19 protein-coding genes are annotated in these 18,376 nt (G+C 66.4%); 11 read left to right on the top strand and 8 right to left on the bottom strand.

The features are described from left to right. Window positions 1-14 precede the first annotated feature (14 nt). Window positions 15-203 carry a hypothetical protein gene (locus RhoFasB10_RS14225; RefSeq protein WP_068424772.1) on the bottom strand — a complete coding sequence of 63 codons (189 nt, stop codon included), beginning with the start codon at window positions 201-203 and terminating at the stop codon, window positions 15-17. A gap of 61 nt (window positions 204-264) precedes the next feature. On the opposite strand from RhoFasB10_RS14225, the gene RhoFasB10_RS14230 reads away from it, so the two are divergent. The 3 genes from RhoFasB10_RS14230 to RhoFasB10_RS14240 all read left to right on the top strand — a co-directional run bounded on the left by RhoFasB10_RS14230 (window position 265) and on the right by RhoFasB10_RS14240 (window position 4,996). Beyond that, entirely contained in the window at window positions 265-2,535 is a 2,271-nt protein-coding gene (locus tag RhoFasB10_RS14230; protein ID WP_167676896.1) for a helicase-associated domain-containing protein, read from the top strand. Between the two features lie 117 nt (window positions 2,536-2,652). Further along, window positions 2,653-4,308 carry a DNA repair helicase XPB gene (locus RhoFasB10_RS14235; RefSeq protein WP_068424777.1) on the top strand — a complete coding sequence of 552 codons (1,656 nt, stop codon included), beginning with the start codon at window positions 2,653-2,655 and terminating at the stop codon, window positions 4,306-4,308. Between the two features lie 22 nt (window positions 4,309-4,330). Next, window positions 4,331-4,996 (top strand): DUF3239 domain-containing protein, encoded by a 666-nt coding sequence (locus tag RhoFasB10_RS14240; protein ID WP_174551400.1) that lies wholly within the window; start codon window positions 4,331-4,333, stop codon window positions 4,994-4,996. Here the strand turns inward: RhoFasB10_RS14240 and RhoFasB10_RS14245 are convergent, their stop codons facing one another. Further along, window positions 4,997-5,983, bottom strand: a complete 987-nt coding sequence (locus RhoFasB10_RS14245; RefSeq protein ID WP_167676898.1) for an LLM class F420-dependent oxidoreductase — start codon at window positions 5,981-5,983, stop codon at window positions 4,997-4,999. Between the two features lie 43 nt (window positions 5,984-6,026). On the opposite strand from RhoFasB10_RS14245, the gene RhoFasB10_RS14250 reads away from it, so the two are divergent. After that, window positions 6,027-6,974 (top strand): sigma-70 family RNA polymerase sigma factor, encoded by a 948-nt coding sequence (locus tag RhoFasB10_RS14250; protein ID WP_068424780.1) that lies wholly within the window; start codon window positions 6,027-6,029, stop codon window positions 6,972-6,974. Here the strand turns inward: RhoFasB10_RS14250 and RhoFasB10_RS14255 are convergent. After that, on the bottom strand, window positions 6,901-7,488 hold the full coding sequence (locus RhoFasB10_RS14255) for a carboxymuconolactone decarboxylase family protein (protein ID WP_068424783.1): 588 nt from the start codon (window positions 7,486-7,488) through the stop codon (window positions 6,901-6,903). The genes RhoFasB10_RS14250 and RhoFasB10_RS14255 overlap by 74 nt on opposite strands. 117 nt (window positions 7,489-7,605) lie before the next feature. On the opposite strand from RhoFasB10_RS14255, the gene RhoFasB10_RS14260 reads away from it, so the two are divergent. Then, window positions 7,606-8,778, top strand: coding sequence for a pyridoxal phosphate-dependent aminotransferase (locus RhoFasB10_RS14260; RefSeq protein ID WP_068424786.1), 1,173 nt, complete (start codon window positions 7,606-7,608; stop codon window positions 8,776-8,778). A 4-nt stretch (window positions 8,779-8,782) separates the two neighbouring features. Beyond that, a complete protein-coding gene (locus RhoFasB10_RS14265; RefSeq protein ID WP_068424789.1) occupies window positions 8,783-9,799 on the top strand; it encodes an AraC family transcriptional regulator in 1,017 nt (338 codons plus the stop codon). Here the strand turns inward: RhoFasB10_RS14265 and RhoFasB10_RS14270 are convergent. After that, on the bottom strand, window positions 9,796-10,221 hold the full coding sequence (locus tag RhoFasB10_RS14270) for a VOC family protein (RefSeq protein WP_068424792.1): 426 nt from the start codon (window positions 10,219-10,221) through the stop codon (window positions 9,796-9,798). The genes RhoFasB10_RS14265 and RhoFasB10_RS14270 overlap by 4 nt on opposite strands. Before the next feature lie 82 nt (window positions 10,222-10,303). Between RhoFasB10_RS14270 and RhoFasB10_RS14275 the strand changes: the two genes are divergently transcribed. Further along, window positions 10,304-10,927 carry an alpha-ketoglutarate-dependent dioxygenase AlkB gene (locus RhoFasB10_RS14275; RefSeq protein WP_167676900.1) on the top strand — a complete coding sequence of 208 codons (624 nt, stop codon included), beginning with the start codon at window positions 10,304-10,306 and terminating at the stop codon, window positions 10,925-10,927. A 1-nt stretch (window position 10,928) separates the two neighbouring features. Here RhoFasB10_RS14275 and RhoFasB10_RS14280 read toward each other — a convergent pair whose 3' ends face one another. Then, the gene (locus RhoFasB10_RS14280; protein ID WP_068424795.1) at window positions 10,929-12,011 is read right to left on the bottom strand and encodes a 3-deoxy-7-phosphoheptulonate synthase; all 1,083 of its coding nucleotides are present in this window, start codon (window positions 12,009-12,011) and stop codon (window positions 10,929-10,931) included. A 334-nt stretch (window positions 12,012-12,345) separates the two neighbouring features. On the opposite strand from RhoFasB10_RS14280, the gene RhoFasB10_RS14285 reads away from it, so the two are divergent. From RhoFasB10_RS14285 to RhoFasB10_RS14300, 4 genes are all read left to right on the top strand, one after another. Next, entirely contained in the window at window positions 12,346-13,359 is a 1,014-nt protein-coding gene (locus tag RhoFasB10_RS14285) for an iron-siderophore ABC transporter substrate-binding protein (RefSeq protein ID WP_068424798.1), read from the top strand. Between the two features lie 105 nt (window positions 13,360-13,464). Continuing rightward, complete coding sequence (locus tag RhoFasB10_RS14290; RefSeq protein ID WP_068424803.1) at window positions 13,465-13,902, top strand: MarR family transcriptional regulator; 438 nt, start codon at window positions 13,465-13,467, stop codon at window positions 13,900-13,902. Between the two features lie 9 nt (window positions 13,903-13,911). Further along, on the top strand, window positions 13,912-14,334 hold the full coding sequence (locus tag RhoFasB10_RS14295; protein ID WP_068424806.1) for an organic hydroperoxide resistance protein: 423 nt from the start codon (window positions 13,912-13,914) through the stop codon (window positions 14,332-14,334). Between the two features lie 11 nt (window positions 14,335-14,345). Beyond that, the gene (locus RhoFasB10_RS14300; protein WP_068424809.1) at window positions 14,346-15,341 is read left to right on the top strand and encodes an NADP-dependent oxidoreductase; all 996 of its coding nucleotides are present in this window, start codon (window positions 14,346-14,348) and stop codon (window positions 15,339-15,341) included. 22 nt (window positions 15,342-15,363) lie between these two features. Here the strand turns inward: RhoFasB10_RS14300 and RhoFasB10_RS14305 are convergent, their stop codons facing one another. Genes RhoFasB10_RS14305 through RhoFasB10_RS14315 form a run of 3 tightly spaced genes read right to left on the bottom strand, consistent with a single transcriptional unit; the run spans window position 15,364 to window position 18,205 of the window. Further along, complete coding sequence (locus tag RhoFasB10_RS14305; RefSeq protein WP_167676902.1) at window positions 15,364-16,254, bottom strand: oxidoreductase; 891 nt, start codon at window positions 16,252-16,254, stop codon at window positions 15,364-15,366. Window positions 16,255-16,280: 26 nt separating this feature from the next. Continuing rightward, complete coding sequence (locus RhoFasB10_RS14310) at window positions 16,281-17,198, bottom strand: glucosyl-3-phosphoglycerate synthase (RefSeq protein WP_346764399.1); 918 nt, start codon at window positions 17,196-17,198, stop codon at window positions 16,281-16,283. Beyond that, on the bottom strand, window positions 17,195-18,205 hold the full coding sequence (locus tag RhoFasB10_RS14315) for an alpha/beta hydrolase family protein (RefSeq protein WP_167676905.1): 1,011 nt from the start codon (window positions 18,203-18,205) through the stop codon (window positions 17,195-17,197). The genes RhoFasB10_RS14310 and RhoFasB10_RS14315 overlap by 4 nt, the downstream gene beginning before the upstream one ends. Between the last annotated feature and the right edge of the window lie 171 nt (window positions 18,206-18,376).

Below are 18,376 nucleotides of genomic sequence, written 5' to 3' on the forward strand. Positions count from 1 at the left end.
GCGTATCTGTTCTTCTAACGGTTGACGACGGTCACCGGGTGCGCGTACGGCAGCTGCTCCACCGGCAACGGGAACTCCGTCTCCTCGCCGAACGGGGACAGGCCTCCCGATCGGGAGGACGAGAGCTCGGTCACCGCGTGATCGCCACGAGCGGTTTCGGGCCAGCCTGGATCGACATAGGGCTTCTTCGACTTGTTCACCATGCGCCCATTTTGACACCTGCGACGCGCCGTACACCAGCCCAGGTCTCTAATCTGTAAAGCAATGACCGATACAGCAGTGGCTTCGGACCTCGCGGCGTGGCTGAGATCCCGTACCGACACCGAGCTCGTCACCACCCTGACGCTGCGGCCGGACCTGACCGTGCCGCCGCCGTCGACCATCGGGGTGCTCGCCGGGCGTGCCGAACAGCGAGCCTCGATCCTGCGCGCCGCGGACACGCTGGACACTCTCACGCTGACGATTCTCGAGATGCTCGCCATCGAGGGCGCTCACGAAATGCCGGTCACGCGGGCCCAGCTCGACGCGATCATCGCCAAACGAGCCACGGGCAAGGCCGTCGACCGCGCACTCACGTCGTTGCGCGAACGTGCACTCGTCTGGGGCACGACGTCGCTGCGGATGGTTCCTGCCGCTCGTGACGCCGTGCCCTGGCGCGTCGGCCGCATTCTCGACGCCACCGAGCAGCTCACCGCCGAGCAGATCACCGCAGCGCTCGCCGAGCTGGACGACAGCGAACGTAGCCTGCTCGAGACGCTGGCAAGGTCGTCGCCCACCGGCAGGACGAGGGACGCAGCACCCGACACTCCCCCCGATCGGCCGGTGCAGAAACTCCTGCGCGCGGGTCTGCTGATCTGGCTCGACGAGCAGACCGTCGAACTGCCGCACCAGGTCGGACAGACGCTGCGCGGCGAACCCGTCTCCGATCCGACGTCGCTGACACCTCCCAAGCCCGCGACCAGCAAATTGACCGTGGCCGACGTCAACGCCGCTGCGGCGGGCGAGGCACTCGAACTGATTCGGCACTGCGGGGCCGTCGTGCAGGCGTTGTCCGACACCCCGGCTCCGGCACTGAAGGCCGGTGGTCTCGGTGTCCGCGAAATCAAACGCATCGCGAAAGTCACCGGGCTCGACGACACCCGCGTCGGACTGCTCGTCGAATTGCTCGCGGCCGCGTCGCTCATCTCGAGCGGCACCCCGGACCCGCTGCCACCGAACGATTCCGGTGAGGACTACTGGGCACCGACGTCGGCCGTCGACGCATGGACGAACGGCACGACCGCCGCCAAGTGGCACACGCTCGCGTCGGCGTGGCTCGATCTGCAGCGCGCGCCGTGGCTGATCGGGATGCGTGATCCCAACGACAAGCCTGTCGCTGCACTGTCCGACGAAGTGCGCTCCCCCGCCGCACCGCGTGACCGGCGGACCATCCTCGAGTACCTGGCCGACCTGGGAACGGGTGTGGCAGCGAGTGAGATCGACATCTCGCGCGGCCTGGCGTGGCGTCGTCCCCGGTCGGCGGCCCGGTTCTCACCGCGGCCGGTCTCCCGCATGCTCGCCGAGGCGACGGCACTGAGCATCGTCGCGCGCGGGGCACTGTCGACACCCGGCAAGGCGCTGCTGCACGGCGGCGACGCGGAAGCGGAGATGCGCGACGCGCTCCCCACCCCGATCGACTACGTGCTGGTGCAGGCCGACCTCACCCTCGTCGCGCCCGGACCGCTCGAACCGGAGTTGTCGGACCGCATCGACCTCGTCGCCGATGTCGAATCCGCAGGTGCCGCGACGATGTACCGCATCACCGACGACAGCCTGCGCCGCGCACTCGACGTCGGAATGTCCGCATCCGAACTGCACTCGCTCTTCGAGGTGCACTCGCGCACGCCGGTGCCGCAGGGCCTGACCTACCTGATCGACGACGTCGCCCGCAGGCACGGGCGGTTGCGCGCGGGTGTGGCGTCGTCGTTCGTGCGGTGCGAGGACCCGGCGCTGCTGGCCGAGGTGCTGAAGTCGCCGGCATCCGAGCAGTTGGCGCTCCGCGGACTTGCCCCGACGGTGGCGATCTCGCAGGCGCCGCTGGCCGAGGTCCTGGCCGTGCTGTCCGCGGCCGGGTTCGCGCCTGCCGGTGAGGACGCGAGCGGTGCCATCGTCGACCTGCGTACCCACGGCGCCCGCGTGTCCGCGCGTCGGCACCGTCCGACGTACCGGAACCAGGCGGTCCCGACCGAGGAACAACTCGGACGGCTCGTCACCGAGCTGCGCGCCGGGGAGCGGGCAGCATCGGCGGGCGGCAAGACCGTTCGCTCCGACGGCACCCGCGCGACCGGGTCGGCGACGATGGCCCTGCTGCAAACGGCCGTCAAGGTGCGTCGCAGCGTGTCCATCGGGTACGTCGACGCCCAAGGTGTCGCGTCGCAACGCGTCGTGGACCCGGTGAGCGTCGGCGGCGGGCAGCTCGACGCGTTCGACCCGGCAACCGGGGTTGTCCGGCGATTCACTCTGCACCGCATCACGTCGGTGGCGCTCGTGGAGTAGGCGGCTGCGCCGCACGTGCGCGCGAATGTACAGCCGGCTATACATTCGCGCTCACGTGCGCGGAAGCCGCCTCGTGTGGACAATGGAAGAATTGCGCACTTTCCGTAGGAGGAATCGGTGACCGACGGACCCCTCATCGTCCAGTCCGACAAGACGCTGTTGCTCGAGATCGACCACCCGCAGGCAGGCGAAGCCCGCGGCGCCATCGCGCCGTTCGCGGAGCTCGAACGCGCGCCCGAGCACGTCCACACGTATCGCATCACGCCCCTCGCGCTGTGGAACGCGCGCGCGGCCGGTCACGACGCCGAACAGGTCGTCGACGCACTGGTCAACTACTCGCGCTACGCGGTCCCGCAGCCGCTGCTCGTCGACATCGTCGACACGATGGCCCGCTACGGCCGTCTGCAGCTGGTCAAGAACCCGGCCCACGGGCTGTCGCTCGTCAGCCTCGACCGTGCCGTGCTGACCGAGGTCATGCGTCACAAGAAGATCGCGCCCATGCTCGGCGCCAAAGTCGACGACGACACCGTCATCGTCCACCCGAGCGAGCGCGGTCACCTCAAGCAGATGCTGCTGAAGATCGGCTGGCCCGCCGAGGACCTCGCCGGTTACGTCGACGGCGAAGCGCACCCGATCGATCTCGACCAGGAAGGCGGCCACTGGTCGCTGCGCGACTACCAGGAGATGGCGGCCGACTCGTTCTGGGCGGGCGGCAGTGGCGTCGTCGTGCTCCCCTGCGGCGCGGGCAAGACGATGGTCGGAGCTGCCGCGATGGCCAAGGCGAAGGCGACGACGCTCATCCTCGTCACCAATACCGTCGCCGGCAGGCAGTGGAAGCGCGAGCTGATCGCGCGCACGTCGCTGACCGAGGACGAGATCGGCGAATACTCGGGCGAGCGCAAGGAGATCCGCCCGGTCACGATCGCGACGTACCAGGTCATCACGCGTCGAACCAAGGGTGAATACAAGCACCTGGAGTTGTTCGACTCCCGCGACTGGGGCCTGGTCATCTACGACGAGGTCCATCTGCTGCCCGCGCCGGTCTTCCGTATGACGGCCGACCTGCAGTCGCGTCGACGCCTCGGACTCACCGCGACGCTCGTGCGTGAGGACGGCCGCGAGGGCGACGTCTTCTCGCTCATCGGCCCCAAGCGGTACGACGCGCCGTGGAAGGACATCGAGGCGCAGGGCTGGATCGCGCCCGCGGAGTGCATCGAGGTCCGGGTCACGCTGACGGACGCCGAGCGTATGGCCTACGCCGTCGCCGAGCCGGAAGAGCGCTACAAGCTGTGCTCGACGGCCCACACCAAGATCGCCGTCGTGAAGTCGATTCTCGCCAAGCACGAGGACGCACCCACGTTGGTGATCGGCGCTTATCTCGACCAGCTCGAGGAGCTCGGTGAGGCGCTGAACGCGCCGGTGATCCAGGGGTCGACGAGAAACAAGGAACGAGAGCAGCTGTTCGACGCGTTCCGCCGCGGCGAGATCCAGACGTTGGTGGTCAGCAAGGTGGCCAACTTCTCGATCGATCTACCGGAAGCGTCTGTGGCAGTGCAGGTTTCGGGCACGTTCGGATCGCGGCAAGAAGAGGCGCAGCGCCTCGGACGACTGCTGCGGCCGAAACACGACGGCGGACAGGCGCACTTCTACTCCGTCGTCTCCCGGGACACGCTCGACGCGGAGTACGCCGCACACCGCCAGCGTTTCCTGGCCGAGCAGGGGTACGCCTACCGCATCACGGACGCCGACGACATGCTCGGTCCCGCGATCTGACAGACGTGCTAATAATGGGCGTGTGCGCCAATTCCAGTTTCCTGTCGACGTAGCCCACGCCAAGTCGGTGAACGAGACGATGGCCGACGTACGCAGGCTTCGCGTGTCGGCCATCGTGACCGCGGTGGTGCTGATCGGCGCCGGGATCTGGTTCTTCTGGATGGCACACCCGTGGTCGTACATCCTCGGCGCGGTGTTCTTGATCACTGCGGCGACGTCGCTGTGGGTCACGGTCTGGGCCCCGCGCAAGGTCGGCACCGTCGAAGACCTCTACGCGAAGGGCGGCCTCGTGCCGGCGGTCATCGCGGAGAAGCGGGCGCGCGGTGTGACGTTGCTGGCGCTCGTCGACATCGCGAAACCCGACGCGGACACGCGTCACTTCGCACTGGTCACCCGCAGCATTCGAACACTTCCCGGCCACGAATTGGTGGAAGGCGAACTGGTTCCGTCGATTTCGGTGCTCGCCGACCGCAACAAGAACACGATCGGCGACACCTGGCAGATGGTGTCTCCCATGCCGATCGCATGGGGAACCACCGACAAGACGATCATCGCGCGCGCGACGGCCGAGATCTCCGACGAAGAATGGGCCTTGCTCGTCGCGAACATCGGTCTGTCGGCGAAGGTGCGTGAGGCCGACAACCAGCAGTTGCTCGTCGACCCGCACGACCTTCCCGACGACCTCTGATCAGCTCAGTGCTGGAATGACCTCGCGCTCGAAGAGTTCGATGCTGGAGCGGTCGTAGGCCGCTTCGGGGAAGTAGAAGATGCCGTAGCCGAGGCCCTTCTCCTTCAACGCGGTGAGGTTCTCGACGATCTGCTCGGGCGTTCCTACGCCGGGCAATCCGCGGAACGCGCCGAGGGCAGCGTCCGCCTTCTCCGCACCCACGTGCTTGGCAAGACGCTCCTCGAGCTGCTTCAGCCGATCCTGCACCTCGGCCTCGCTGGAACCGATCGCGACGTTGTAGTTGGCCGAGCGAACGATGGCGTCGAAGTCGCGGCCGAGCGTGCGGCAGTGGCCTTCGAGCAGCTCGGACTTGCGCGTGAATCCTTCGAGGGTGCCGTCGAAGTTGGTGTAGTTCGCGTACTTCGCCGCGATCTTCAGCGTCACCTTCTCACCGCCGCCTGCAATCCACAGCGGAATTCCGCCGTCCTGCAACGGCTTCGGCCATACACGCGCGCCGTCGACCTGGTAGTACGTACCGTCGAGCGTCGCCGAGCCCGTCTCCCAAGCCTGCTTGAAGATCTGCACACCCTCGTCGAGCGCCCCGAGGCGATCACCCGCCTTCGGAAAGCCGTACCCGTACGCACGCCACTCGTGCTCGTACCACCCTGCGCCGATTCCCATCTCGACGCGTCCACCGGACACGAGATCCACGGTAGCGGCGACTTTCGCAAGGTAAGCAGGGTTGCGGTAGGCCATGGCGGTGCACATCTGACCGAGCCGGATACGCGACGTCGACGCCGCGAACGCGGACATCAGTGTCCACGCCTCGTGCGTCGCCTCCTCGGTGGGCTCGGGGACCGTGTGGAAGTGGTCGTAGACCCACAGCGACTCCCACGGGCCGGAGTCGGCAGCCGTCGCCAGGGTGCGCATCACCTCCCACTGGTTCGAAGGATCGATGTCGACGAGATCGAGTCGCCAGCCTTGAGGAATGAACAGTCCGAATCGCATGCTTCGAATCGTACCGAGCAGCTCGGTAATAGACTGCTCGTCCATGAGCACCAGCTCGCTCGTCGAACGCTTTCAGACGCATCGAAACCACCTGTTGGCGGTCGGCTACCGCGTGACCGGAAGCGTCGTCGACGCCGAGGACGCGGTGCAGGAGAGCTGGATCAGGTTGTCCTCGGCCGAATCGGACTCCATCGACGATCTTCGTGCCTGGCTCACCACCGTCGTCGGCCGTATCTGTCTCGATCGACTGAAGTCGGCCGCATCTCGACGCGAAAGCTATGTCGGACAATGGCTTCCCGAACCGATCGTGTCTACTGCAAGCGCACCAGGCGACGACCCGCTCGACGTCGTCGTCAGAACGGAGGACACGCGGCTCGCGGCCCTCGTCGTGCTCGACACGCTCTCGCCCGCGCAGCGGGTCGCGTTCGTTCTGCACGACGGCTTCTCCGTCCCGTTCGACGCCATCGCGTCGGTTCTGGACGTGACACCGGCCGCTGCCCGGCAGTTGGCGTCGCGCGCCCGCAAGCAGGTCGACCACGCGCCGGTCCCCGTCCCCGACGCCGAGCACGACATCGCTGTCACCCGATTCATGACGGCCTTGGCGACGGGCGACCTCGATCGCGTCGTCGCTGCGCTGCATCCGGACTGTCGCACGATCGGCGACAGCGGTGGCACGACGCGGACCGCGGTGCAGATCGTGCACGGCCCCGACAAGTGCGCGCGCTTCTTCCTCGGCTTGATCGCGAAGTACGGCCCCGACACACTGCTGTCGATGGTTCCGGCGTCGGTCAACGGTCAGCTCGGGTACTACTCGCACGGCGTGTCCGGCGAGCGCGGATTCCCGGCCAGAGCAGGCGGATTCACGGTCCGGGACGGTCTGGTGTGGGCGTCGTACGACTTCGCGAATCCGGCCAAGCTCAAAGGTGTGACTCGGTCGCTTCCTTCCACGGAACCCGACACGCGTCCCCCGAGCCGAAACCCTGCTCGGTGATGCCGAGCGAGCTGTTGATCCGCGCCCTCATGTTCTCGAGGCCGATCTGATAGGTCAGTTCGACGACTCCTGCCCGGCCGAAGCGTCGTTCCAGATCGGCCACCATCTCGTCCGTGACGTCGATCGGCGTCGACGTCATCGCGTCGGCATAGGCGATCGCAGCGCGCTCGTCGTCGGTGTACTTCGACGACGTCTCGTACTCGCCGATCTCGCGTAGACGGTCGACGTCGAGACCGTCGAGACGCTGGATCATGACGCCGAAGTCGACGCACCACGAACATCCGAGCGTCCACGCGGTGCGATAGACGGCCAGCTCGCGCACGCTCACCGGAAGCGTATTCGACGCCTTGTCGGCGGCCAGTTCGCTGACCGCAGATGCGAAGAACAGTTTCGGATGGTGCGCGAACACCGCGAACGGCTCGGGAACCTCGCCGAACATTCGTGCCGCAGCCTTGTACGTCAGCCGCACCGGCAGCGACGCGTCCTGTGGGATGACGGGTGGAATTCTGGTCATGACTTCTCCTGTGGGTGGTTGCTGCATACATAGCCTCGGACGAGTCGGGCGACGAAAATGTGACGCCGGAGGGGCCGGGAGTGGAGCCTGCAGGAATGACACGGATAAGCTGCTGTGATGAGCGCGGAGCATTCGAGCCGGACCGTCGAACGCCTACGCCCGTTCGGATCCACGATTTTCGCCGAGATGACGGCGCTGGCTCTCGAGAAGAACGCCGTCAATCTCGGCCAGGGTTTTCCCGATACCGACGGGCCCGCGTCGATGCTGGCGACGGCGGAACGGGCGATCGCCGACGGCTTGAATCAGTACTCGCCCGGTCCTGGGCTGCCGGTTCTGCGTGAGGCCATCGCTGCGGACCGGAAGCGGCGCTTGGACGTCGACTACGACCCGGCGAGCGAGGTGCTCGTGACGGTCGGCGCGACGGAGGGCATCGCCGCGACCGTTCTGGGTCTGGTGGAGCCGGGCGAGGAGGTGGTGCTGATCGAGCCGTACTACGACTCGTACGCTGCAGCCGTGGCTCTCGCCGGGGCTCGCCGGACGACCGTGCCGCTCGTTGCCGACGGGAGCGGCTTCGCACTGGATCTGGATGCGCTCGAGCGTGCGATCGGACCGAACACGAAACTGCTGATCGTCAACACTCCGCACAACCCGACCGGGACCGTGCTGAGCCACGAGGAACTGACGCGGATTGCCGAAATCGCTTGTGAGCACGATCTTCTCGTGCTGACCGACGAGGTGTACGAACGGTTGACGTTCGACGGACACAGCCACCTGCCCCTTGCGTCGCTGCCCGGAATGTTCGAGCGCACCGTCACCGTGTCGAGTGCGGCGAAGACTTTCAACGCCACGGGGTGGAAGACGGGTTGGGCACTCGGCCCGCGGGTGCTGATCGACGCGGTGCGCGCCGCCAAGCAGTTCTTGACCTTCGTCGGCGGCACACCGTTCCAACCTGCGGTGGCGCACGCACTGAACCACGAATCCGCGTGGGTGGAGAACCTGCGCGTCGACCTACAGTCGAAGCGTGACGTGTTGTCGTCGGCGTTGACCAAAGCCGGCTTCGACGTGAAGTCCAGTAGCGGAACGTATTTCGTCTGCGCCGACGTCGCCGGAATCGGAGAGACCGACGCCATCGCGTTCTGCCGCACGCTCCCCGATCGGATCGGCGTCGCCGCCGTACCCGTGTCGGCGTTCGTCGATCATCCGGAACCGTGGAAGACGTTGGTGCGCTTCGCCTTCTGCAAGAAGGACGAGGTTCTCGCCGAGGCAGCCGACAGACTGCTGAACCTGTGACCCGATGAGCGCCCGCACAATCCCGGCCGGCTTCGTCGCCAAAGCCGTGTCGCTGGCCGAGAGCGGGGGCGTCGACCTCGCCTATCCGATGTCGATCGCAGGCATCGGGCACGACACGCTCGACGACCCGAACGGCAGACTGACCGCCGAACAGGTCACCTTGTTCACGCAGGCGGCATGGCAGATCACGGACGACGAATTGTTCGGACTGGCCAGTACTCCGATGCGCCGCGGCAGTTTTCGCGTCATCTGCCTGACGCTCATCCACTGTCCCGACCTGTCGACGGCTCTCGTACGCATGGCCGAGACGACGCGTGTGCTCTCGGGCATGCCGCCCATGGGAATCACCCGGGGCGAGACGTCGACGCGGCTCACGATTCCCCCGGCGGACAACAGCCACCTCCCGGTAGCGGCCAGGGCCGCTGCAGGCCAACTGCTCACCGACTTCCGCATGGTGCTCGTCCATCGCTTCGCAGCCTGGCTCATCGGTGGACGTGTGAAGCTCCATGCCGTCGAATTGCCGTACGAGATGAGCGATCCGGCGACCGGCAAGTTGTACGACCGTATGTTCGGCACCCGCGTGACGTTCGGCGCGCCCGCGGCGGCGCTCGAATTCGACAACTCTGCGATGCGGGCACCGATCGTCCAGACCGAGGAGACGCTGGCGGAGTACCTTCGCGAATCACCGACCCTGCTGTTCACTGCTCGTGACTACGACAGCACCGCGTCGTCGCAGGTCCGCAGGGCCCTCGAGCTCGGATTGCACGGGCAGGCCCCGGGGACGGACGACATCGCGGAGATGCTGTCCGTCAGCACCGCGCATCTCCGACGCCTCCTGCGGCAGGAAGGCACGTCGGTCAACCAGATTCGCGAGGAAGTTCTGCGCGACGCGGCGGTGTCGGGCCTGAGCCGTGGTGACTCCGTCGACGACATCTCGAGCAGGCTCGGCTTCTCCGAGCCGTCGGCGTTCCGTCGCGCGTTCAAACGATGGACGGGCCAGACACCGGGTTCGTATCGCTAGGTCAAGCAGAACTCGTTGCCCTCGGGGTCGGCCATCGTGATCCAGTCGAACGGTCCCTGCGAACCACGATGGAGAATCCGCGCGCCCCGTGCGCCGAGCTTCTCCGCGACGGCTTCGCGGTCGTCACCGACGCGCACGTCGAGGTGCTGGCGATTCTTGACCGTCTTCGGCTCCGGAACGGATTGGAACAGTATCCGCGGACCGTCGGGGTTGTCGGGGTTCGCGATCGCGGCCCCGATCTTCCACACCAGGTTTCCTTCGAAGACGACGGTGTCCTCCTCTCGGGCGTGCCCCTTCTCGACCAGCCCTCGAATGAAGTTCCCGTCGGTGGGCTCGACCTGCCACCCCAGCGTTTCCGCCCACCATTTCGCCTGCTCATGAGGCTGTGCGCAATCGATCGTGACCTGTACGTCGTATGCCATGCGGACACCATAGACAACCGATCGGACACATGCGCCGAGTTTTCACTGGAACATACGTTCGAATCGCGCTAGGGTGGCCGACATGAGCGTGGAACTGCAGGGCTCACTGTTCACCGACACCGACACCGATTTCGGCCCACTCGGGTCGTCGGTGACCCGGCGAACACTGACCCGCGGCGCCTGGGTCGACGTCCGTCCCGGGTGGGCCGGTTCGATCGACCTGTTCGACAGGCTAATCGCCGGGGTCGACTGGCGGGCCGAACGACGCCAGATGTACGAACGGGTGGTCGACGTTCCCAGGCTCGTGCGGTTCTACGGCGAGCACGAACGTTGGCCGGATCCTGCGTTGATGGAGGCGAAGAGTGCGCTGGACGCGCAGTACCGCAGCGAACTCGGCGAACCGTTCGCGACCGCCGGATTGTGTTACTACCGAGACGGATCCGACAGCGTCGCCTGGCACGGGGACGACATCGGCCGTAGCGCCACCGAGGACACGATGGTCGCCATCCTCTCCCTCGGCGCGACGCGGCAGTTGATGCTGCGGCCGCGCGGCGGCGGCACGTCGCTGAAATTCACTCTCGGACACGGCGATCTGATCGTCATGGGCGGCTCGTGCCAACGCACGTGGGAGCACGCGGTACCCAAGAGCACCCGCGCGACCGGCCCACGCGTCAGCGTGCAGTTCCGGCCGCGCGGGGTGCGCTGAACTAGCCGCGCCTGCGCGTCACTGCGTCGGCGAGAGCGTCCAATTGTGTTGCCGTGGTGTCCCAGTCGAGGCACGCGTCGGTGATGGACTGTCCGTACGTCAGTTCCTCCTTGTGCCCGAGCGTCAGATCCTGACGGCCCGCAACGAGGAAGCTTTCGAGCATGACGCCGACGATGCCGTGCTCTCCCTCGCCGAGGCGTCGCGCGACGTCGGTGACCACGTCGACCTGCTTGTTGTGATCCTTGCGGCTGTTGCCGTGGCTGGCGTCGATGACGACACGCTCCGGCAGGTTCGACTTCCGCAGGCGAGTGACGGTCTCGGCGACCGATTCCGCGTCGTAGTTCGGTCCGTCGGTGCCGCCGCGCAGGATGACGTGGCAGTCCGGGTTACCCGTCGTGCGGATCAGAGCGGCCTGGCCGTCGAGGTCGGTTCCCGGGAAGACGTGGCTCGACGCGGCCGCGCGGGTTCCGTCGACCGCGACCTGGATGTCGCCCTCGGTGGAGTTCTTGATGCCGACCGGCATCGACAGCGCGCTGCAGAGCTGGCGGTGCACCTGACTCGCGGCGGTGCGGGCACCGATGGCGCCGTAGCTGACCAGGTCCGCGATGTACTGCGGCGTGATCGGGTCGAGGAATTCGCAGCCCACGGGCAGTCCGAGCGCCGAGATGTCCACCAGAAGCTGACGGCCGACGCGCAGACCCTCGTTGATGTCGAACGAACCGTCGAGGTGCGGGTCGTTGATGAGGCCCTTCCAGCCCAGCGTCGTACGCGGCTTCTCGAAGTAAACCCGCATGACGATGTGCAGGCGGTCGCCGAGCTCGGTGGCCTTCTCCGCCAGCCTGCGGGCGTAGTCCATCGCGGCCGTGGTGTCGTGCACCGAGCACGGTCCGACGACGACGATCAGCCGGTCGTCGCGGCCGTCGAGGATGTCGACGACGCCGTCGCGACCACGGCGAACCGTCGCCGACACCGCGTCGTCCGCTGCATGTTCGCGGCGCAACAACGACGGCGCGACCAATGGGCTGATGCTGATGGTCCGCTGTTCGTCGAGGTCGGTACCAGCGGGGGTGATGTCGATAGTCATGAGAAATCTTTCTGTTTCTCAGACCGACTCTCGGGGAGCTCCACGCACACGTCGAGCCGGTCTGCATCCGGCTCGTGGGGTGGGAATCTCAGCGCATGGCGTCGCTGGCTGACCCACCCGGGGCCGGCCTGCTAAACCAAAAATATGCGCGCTGCATGGAACAGACCGTAGCACGACCCCCGACGGCTTCCGTCGACAACCGCGTCATGGGGGCTTTCAGGGCATCCGATGTCGTGCGCGCGAATGTACAGCCGGCTATACATTCGCGCGCACGTACGAAGCCGAAGGGTAGCGTTACCTCACCTTGCACCCGATCTCCGCACGAAGAGGCACCGTGAAACGCGCACCACTACTCCTGGCCCTCGCCGCCACCGTCACCCTCGTGGCCGCCTGCGGCAGCACAGAACCAGCCGCCACCAGCAGCTCGGCACCTACCACCACCATCGCACCCGGTCCCACCGGCGTCCCGGACGGTATGGGCTCCCCCGGCGTCGACGACGGCGTCTTCCCGCGCACGGTCGGCCACTTCGGTGGAAGCACCGAGATCCCCTCGGAGCCGAAGCGCATCGTCGTCATAGCGACAGGCCAACTCGACTCCGTCCTCACGTTGGGTGTCGTACCGACCGGTGTCGCATACGGCGACGGCGCCGCGCTGGTTCCGGACTACCTCGCGCGCGAATTTCCCCAATACGCCTCACAGATGGCCGATTTCGTCGACGTCGGACATCGCCAGTCTCCTGACCTCGAAGCCATCGCGGCCCTGCAGCCCGACCTGATCCTCGCGAACGAAGCTGGGTCCGAGGAGAATTACGAGACCCTGTCGGCCATTGCGCCGACTGTGCTCACCGAGGGCACCGGCGTTAACTGGAAGCAGGACTTCCTCCTTCTCGCCGACGCACTCGGCCGAACCCAGCAGGCACAGTCGTTCCTCGACGAATTCACCACGCGCGCACACGACTTCGGCAACTCCGTTCAAGGGTCGCCCACGGTGTCGTTCGTGCGGTTCACCGCCGACCGCGCTCGTGTGTTCGGCGTGGCGTCGTTCGTCGGCTACATCGCATGGGACGCGAATCTCGCGCGTCCGGAGAGCCAGCAGTTCGACAAGACGTCTCAGGACTTCAGCGAGGAAGAGATCCAATCGGCCGACGCAGATCGGGTTTTCGTCGGGAGTCAGACGTCCGACGCCGGCTCACGGGCGGACCAGTACACGACCAACCCACTGTGGACCGGAATGAGCGCGTCGACCGAAGGCCACATCGTTTCGGTCGAGGACGATCCGTGGTACCTCAACGCGGGACCCACCGCGGCGACGCTCGTGCTCGACGGTCTCGAGGAATCGCTGCGCTGACGCACCCGTGCGCGGATAGTTGGTCTCCGCTCCAACTATTCGCGCACGGGCGGCGCAGCCGCATATAGGTTGCGCACAACATAAACGTGCACTACCGTTCAGGACGTGACCAACGAACTCGCACTCGATCGCCAGGTGTGCTTCGCGTTGTACTCCGCATCGCGGGCTACCACCGCGGTGTATCGCCCGATGCTCGAGCGCATGGGCGTCACGTATCCGCAGTACCTCGTGCTGTTGGTGCTGTGGGAGAAGGACGGCCGAGGCGTCCGCGAGATCTGCACCGAACTCGATCTCGACACCGGCACACTCTCACCGCTGCTCAAGCGGCTCGAAGCTCTCGGATTCGTCGAACGGCGACGCCTCACCACGGACGAGCGTCGCGTCGAGATCCATCTGACGGAGTCCGGCCGCGCCTTGCGTGCCCACGCCGTCGACATCCCCAAACAGCTCGCAGGCAAGACGGGTATGACCGTCGCCGACCTCGAACATCTCCGAGACGCGCTGGTCAAGCTGACCGACGCGCTTCACGACACGGAAGGGTAACCACCGAAGATGAAGACCATCTACACCGCAGAAGCTCTGGCCACCGGTGAAGGCCGCAACGGTCACGCACGCACCTCCGACGGGCGGCTCGACCTCGACCTCGCGATCCCGGAGGCCATGGGTGGCAGCGGCCAGGGCACCAACCCGGAGCAGCTGTTCGCGGCCGGATACGCGGCGTGCTTCCACTCGGCGCTGCAGTTGGTCGCGCGTCAGGACAAGGCCGACGTCACGGATTCGGCCGTCGGCGCGCGCGTCGGCATCGGCCCGAACGACGCAGGCGGCTTCCAGCTCGAGGTCACTCTCGAGGTGACGCTGCCGAATCTCAGCCGCGACGAGGCACAGGCGCTGGCCGACAAGGCACATCAGGTGTGCCCGTACTCCAACGCCACCCGCGGCAACATCGACGTCACCGTCACGGTGACCGAGGACTAGGAGGTATTTCCATGCAGGCCACCGAGATTCATCTCGCGTCCCGCCCCAAGGGCGAGCCGGTGCCGGACAACTTCCGCACTGTCACCACCGAACTACCGGCGCTCGAGGACGGTCAGATCCTCGTGCGCAACACCGTCATGTCGGTCGATCCGTACATGCGCGGCCGCATGAACGACGTCAAGTCCTACGTCCCGCCGTTCCAGTTGGATGCGCCTCTCGACGGCGGCGCGGTCGGTGAGGTCGTCGAAACCCGTTCCGACGCTTTTGCTGTCGGCGACGCCGTCTCGCACGGCAAGGGCTGGCGCGACGTCGCGATCGTCGACGCGTCCTCGGCGAAGAAAATCGATCTGGACAAGGCGAAGGCGTCGGCCTACCTCGGCGCACTCGGCCTGACCGGTCTGACCGCGTACGCGGGACTCACCGCCGTCGCACAGTTCAAGGAAGGCGATACCGTATTCGTGTCCGGCGCAGCCGGAGCGGTCGGTTCGCTCGTCGGACAGATCGCGAAAGCACTGGGCGCGGGCCGCGTCATCGGCAGCGCCGGTTCACCCGAGAAGGTGCGACGCCTCCAGGAACTCGGCTTCGACGCCGCGTTCGACTATCACGACGGGTCCGTGAAAGAGCAACTCGCGCAGTCAGCTCCGGACGGCATCGACGTCTACTTCGACAACGTCGGCGGCGATCATCTGGAAGCGGCCATCGCGTCGGCCAACACGTACGCGCGATTCGCGTTGTGCGGAGCGATCTCTCAGTACAACGCGACGGAGCCGACACCCGCTCCGCGCAACCTCGCGCTCGCGATCGGCAAGGAATTGACGCTGAAGGGATTCATCGTCGGTTCCTACCGCCAGCTGTCGGGTGAGTTCGCCGAGAAGATGGCGACGTGGCTCGCCGACGGCTCCGTCCAGTGGGACGAGACCGTCGTCGACGGTCTCGAGAATGCGCCGAAGGCGTTCATCGGACTTCTCCGCGGTGAGAACACCGGAAAGATGGTCGTCACCATCTGATGTGAAACCGGTGGCGCGGCGGTCACTCGTCGCGCCACCGATAGGTGACGCCGGTCAGCGCCTCCGATTTCTCCCACAGCCCGGCCGCGACGGCTCGATCACGTACTCGCGCAGCGTATCCCACGATCGTCGGATACCCACGCAGTTCGAACGGCCCGTCCGGGCCGATGTACAACCCGCTCGTCACCTCGGCCGACGTCGCGGCGTAGAGCTCCGGGAGCGCACCCCTCTCCGCACTCTGTGCGAACAGGTTTCCGATGCCCATGACCTTGTCGTAGACCGTTTCGGTGTGCGACTGCAAATTCGTCCGCGCGTAACCCGGGTGAGCCGCAAGCGATTTCACCGATGATCCGCTTGCAGCCAGGCGCCGGTCGAGTTCCAATGCGAACATCAGATTCGCCAGTTTGGATTGTCCGTACGCTCCCCACCGCCGGTAGGGCCGTCGGTCGTAGTTCGGATCGTCCAGGTGAATTCGGCCGATCTGGTGCAGACCGCTCGACATCGTCACGACGCGATCGGTGATGCGGGGCAGCAGCAGACCCGTCAACGCGAAATGGCCGAGATGGTTGGTGCCGAACTGCATCTCGAAGCCGTCGACGGTTCGTCGGTTCGGCACTGCCATCACGCCCGCATTGTTGATCAGAACGTCGACGGTGTCGACCGTGTGCGCGAACTCCCGCACGGACTCGAGGTCGGCCAGATCCAGTCGACGCACGTGCGCCCGCGGTCCGATGCTCCGCGCGACGGCGTCGCCTTTGTTCGTGTCTCGACAGGCGAGTACGACGTCGGCGCCCGCCTTTCCGAGCGCCCGCGCGGTCACTTCACCCAATCCGCTGTTCGCCCCGGTGACGATGAAGCGCCGCCCGGTCAGATCGGGAATGTCGGACGCAGTCCAGGCGGGGTCGGAGGTCATCGCCCGAGCCTAAGGCCCACCAAGCATCAGCGTGATGCGATTGCGGACGCGTGATTCATCGGCGGCCGGTCGTCCGTCATCAGCGGCGAGGTGACCGCGTGGAACGGGTCGTCGCCGAGGCCGAACACCCTGTGTTCCTGCGTCGAGTCGGGGATTCCGAGCCGGCCGAACATCGTGGCCATGATCTGACGGCTCATCATCGCGAGTTCGGACGACGGACGATTGCGGTGCTCTCGCACACCGGGGTCGACCTGGCCTATCGCGTCGACGCCGAGTCTGTCGTACGTGTCGAGCAGAATGCCGATCTCGACGCCGTAGCCCGGCGCGAACGGTATCGCTGCGAGCAGCTCACGCGTCGCCGCGTATTCACCGCCCAAGGGCTGCAACACGCCGGCGAGTTCGGGGCGCAACGCGGTCAGAAGGGGCCGAGCCACCAGTTCGGTGACGCGGCCGCCGCCCTGCTCGGTCGCGACGCCGTCGACATGCAGCGGCCGTCGATAGAACCCCTTGACGAGCTGCACACGACTTCCGAGGAGCAACGGCCCGAGGAGCGACGGCACGAATCGGGGGCTGGGATCGACGAGGTCGGAGTCGACGAACACGACGACGTCACCCGTCGTCGCCGCGAGCGATCGCCACAGCACCTCGCCCTTGCCTGGGCGCGGAGCGAGCCCGGGGAACGCTTCCTCTCGCGTGACGACCCGCGCGCCCGCGCGTCGCGCCTCCGCCGCGGTGGCGTCGACCGATCCCGAATCGACGACGACCAGCTCGTCGACGAGGGTTCCGACCAACGGCACGATCGATTCGACGACGCCGCCCACCGTCGCCTCCTCGTTCAGAGCGGGCAGTACGACCGACACGGTCCGGTCGAACTTGGCGTCGACGAGCTCGGCCACGGACCAGTCCGGCGTCCGCCACGAATGCCGGAGCACCCCCGGGCTCACTGCGACACCCCCATCGCCGACGCGAGCAACGGCCACGAGTCGTGCATGTCCTGTTGCCAATAGCCCCACGAGTGCGTTCCGGAATCGCGCAGGTTGTAGGTCGCCGGGATAGCGAGCGACTCGAGCCTCGTCTGCAACTGCCGCGAGCACACGTCGGTCGCCCTCTCGATGAGCGCGCCGACGGCGAGTTGCTCGGCGAGCTTGGCCGGATTGCCTGCGATGTCCGGGCCGTCGATCGTGTCGAGCGGTCCCGGCAGTCCCGACCCGCTCGAGACGTACAGGGCCGTGCCACGAAGCTTCTCGGCGTGCACGAACGCGTCGTGTTCCACCCACGAAGGATCCGAATCCGGCCCCCACATGTTGAGAGTGTTTCCGCGGCCGCGCATCTCGACGACCGACTTCACGTACGCCCGGCCGAGCGGGTCCGACGTCATCGCACACCCGCTGTACGACGCGGCCCCCCGATAAAGCCCTGGATGTTCGATCGCCAGCTGCAACACCGACGTTCCCGCCATCGAGATGCCGGCGATGGCGTTGATCCCGTTACCGGAGAATTCGGCGTCGACGACGGGTGGCAGTTCCTCGGCGAGGAACGTCGACCACTTGTTGCGTCCGAGGACAGGGTCGTCGTGTTGCCAGTCGGTGTAGTAGCTCGCGGCCCCACCGGTGGGCACGACGACGTTGACCTGCTTGTCACCGAAGAACGCCGGTATGTCGGTGCGGTCGAACCAGCTGCTGCCGCCGTATCCACCTGCCGCGCCGTTGAGGAGATACAGCGTGGGAGCGGGGATGTCGGGGTTCGCGGCACGGAACACGGTGAGGTCGACGGGGCGGTCCATCGACGGCGAGTAGACCTGCAGCGACGTGGTGCGGTCGGAGACGGATGCGGCGTCGACCACGTACGCGACGTCGGAAGGTGCTGCGGTGGAGGGCATTCCGTGCGCGAACGCACAGATACATGCCGCGGCCACGGCAACGAACGACGACGCGACAGTGCGATACGGCATTTGCGAAATGCTATGTCGGACTCGGCAACAGGACCGTCGCCGGACGACAAGTCTGTCAGATGTCGGTGCGGGGCGACGCGATCCTTTGGGCCCCTTCACAAGGCGCGCTCATGTTTGGGGCCATTCACAAGGCCGAACACGTGCCCGCGACGAAGTCTCGGCGCCATCATG

This window comes from Rhodococcus sp. B10, assembly GCF_011770055.1.
GTDB classification, from domain to species: Bacteria; Actinomycetota; Actinomycetes; order Mycobacteriales; family Mycobacteriaceae; genus Rhodococcoides; species Rhodococcoides kyotonensis_B.

Bases quoted from the DNA above. Each gene is read 5' to 3' on its own strand.
- RhoFasB10_RS14230 (WP_167676896.1), top strand. From the start codon at position 265: ATGACCGATACAGCAGTGGCTTCGGACCTCGCGGCGTGGCTGAGATCC.
- RhoFasB10_RS14260 (WP_068424786.1), top strand. From the start codon at position 7,606: ATGAGCGCGGAGCATTCGAGCCGGACCGTCGAACGCCTACGCCCGTTC.
- RhoFasB10_RS14275 (WP_167676900.1), top strand. From the start codon at position 10,304: ATGAGCGTGGAACTGCAGGGCTCACTGTTCACCGACACCGACACCGAT.
- RhoFasB10_RS14255 (WP_068424783.1), bottom strand. From the start codon at position 7,488: ATGACCAGAATTCCACCCGTCATCCCACAGGACGCGTCGCTGCCGGTG.
- RhoFasB10_RS14250 (WP_068424780.1), top strand. From the start codon at position 6,027: ATGAGCACCAGCTCGCTCGTCGAACGCTTTCAGACGCATCGAAACCAC.
- RhoFasB10_RS14295 (WP_068424806.1), top strand. From the start codon at position 13,912: ATGAAGACCATCTACACCGCAGAAGCTCTGGCCACCGGTGAAGGCCGC.
- RhoFasB10_RS14280 (WP_068424795.1), bottom strand. From the start codon at position 12,011: ATGACTATCGACATCACCCCCGCTGGTACCGACCTCGACGAACAGCGG.
- RhoFasB10_RS14265 (WP_068424789.1), top strand. From the start codon at position 8,783: ATGAGCGCCCGCACAATCCCGGCCGGCTTCGTCGCCAAAGCCGTGTCG.
- RhoFasB10_RS14315 (WP_167676905.1), bottom strand. From the start codon at position 18,205: ATGCCGTATCGCACTGTCGCGTCGTCGTTCGTTGCCGTGGCCGCGGCA.
- RhoFasB10_RS14245 (WP_167676898.1), bottom strand. From the start codon at position 5,983: ATGCGATTCGGACTGTTCATTCCTCAAGGCTGGCGACTCGATCTCGTC.
- RhoFasB10_RS14270 (WP_068424792.1), bottom strand. From the start codon at position 10,221: ATGGCATACGACGTACAGGTCACGATCGATTGCGCACAGCCTCATGAG.
- RhoFasB10_RS14305 (WP_167676902.1), bottom strand. From the start codon at position 16,254: ATGACCTCCGACCCCGCCTGGACTGCGTCCGACATTCCCGATCTGACC.
- RhoFasB10_RS14225 (WP_068424772.1), bottom strand. From the start codon at position 203: ATGGTGAACAAGTCGAAGAAGCCCTATGTCGATCCAGGCTGGCCCGAA.
- RhoFasB10_RS14300 (WP_068424809.1), top strand. From the start codon at position 14,346: ATGCAGGCCACCGAGATTCATCTCGCGTCCCGCCCCAAGGGCGAGCCG.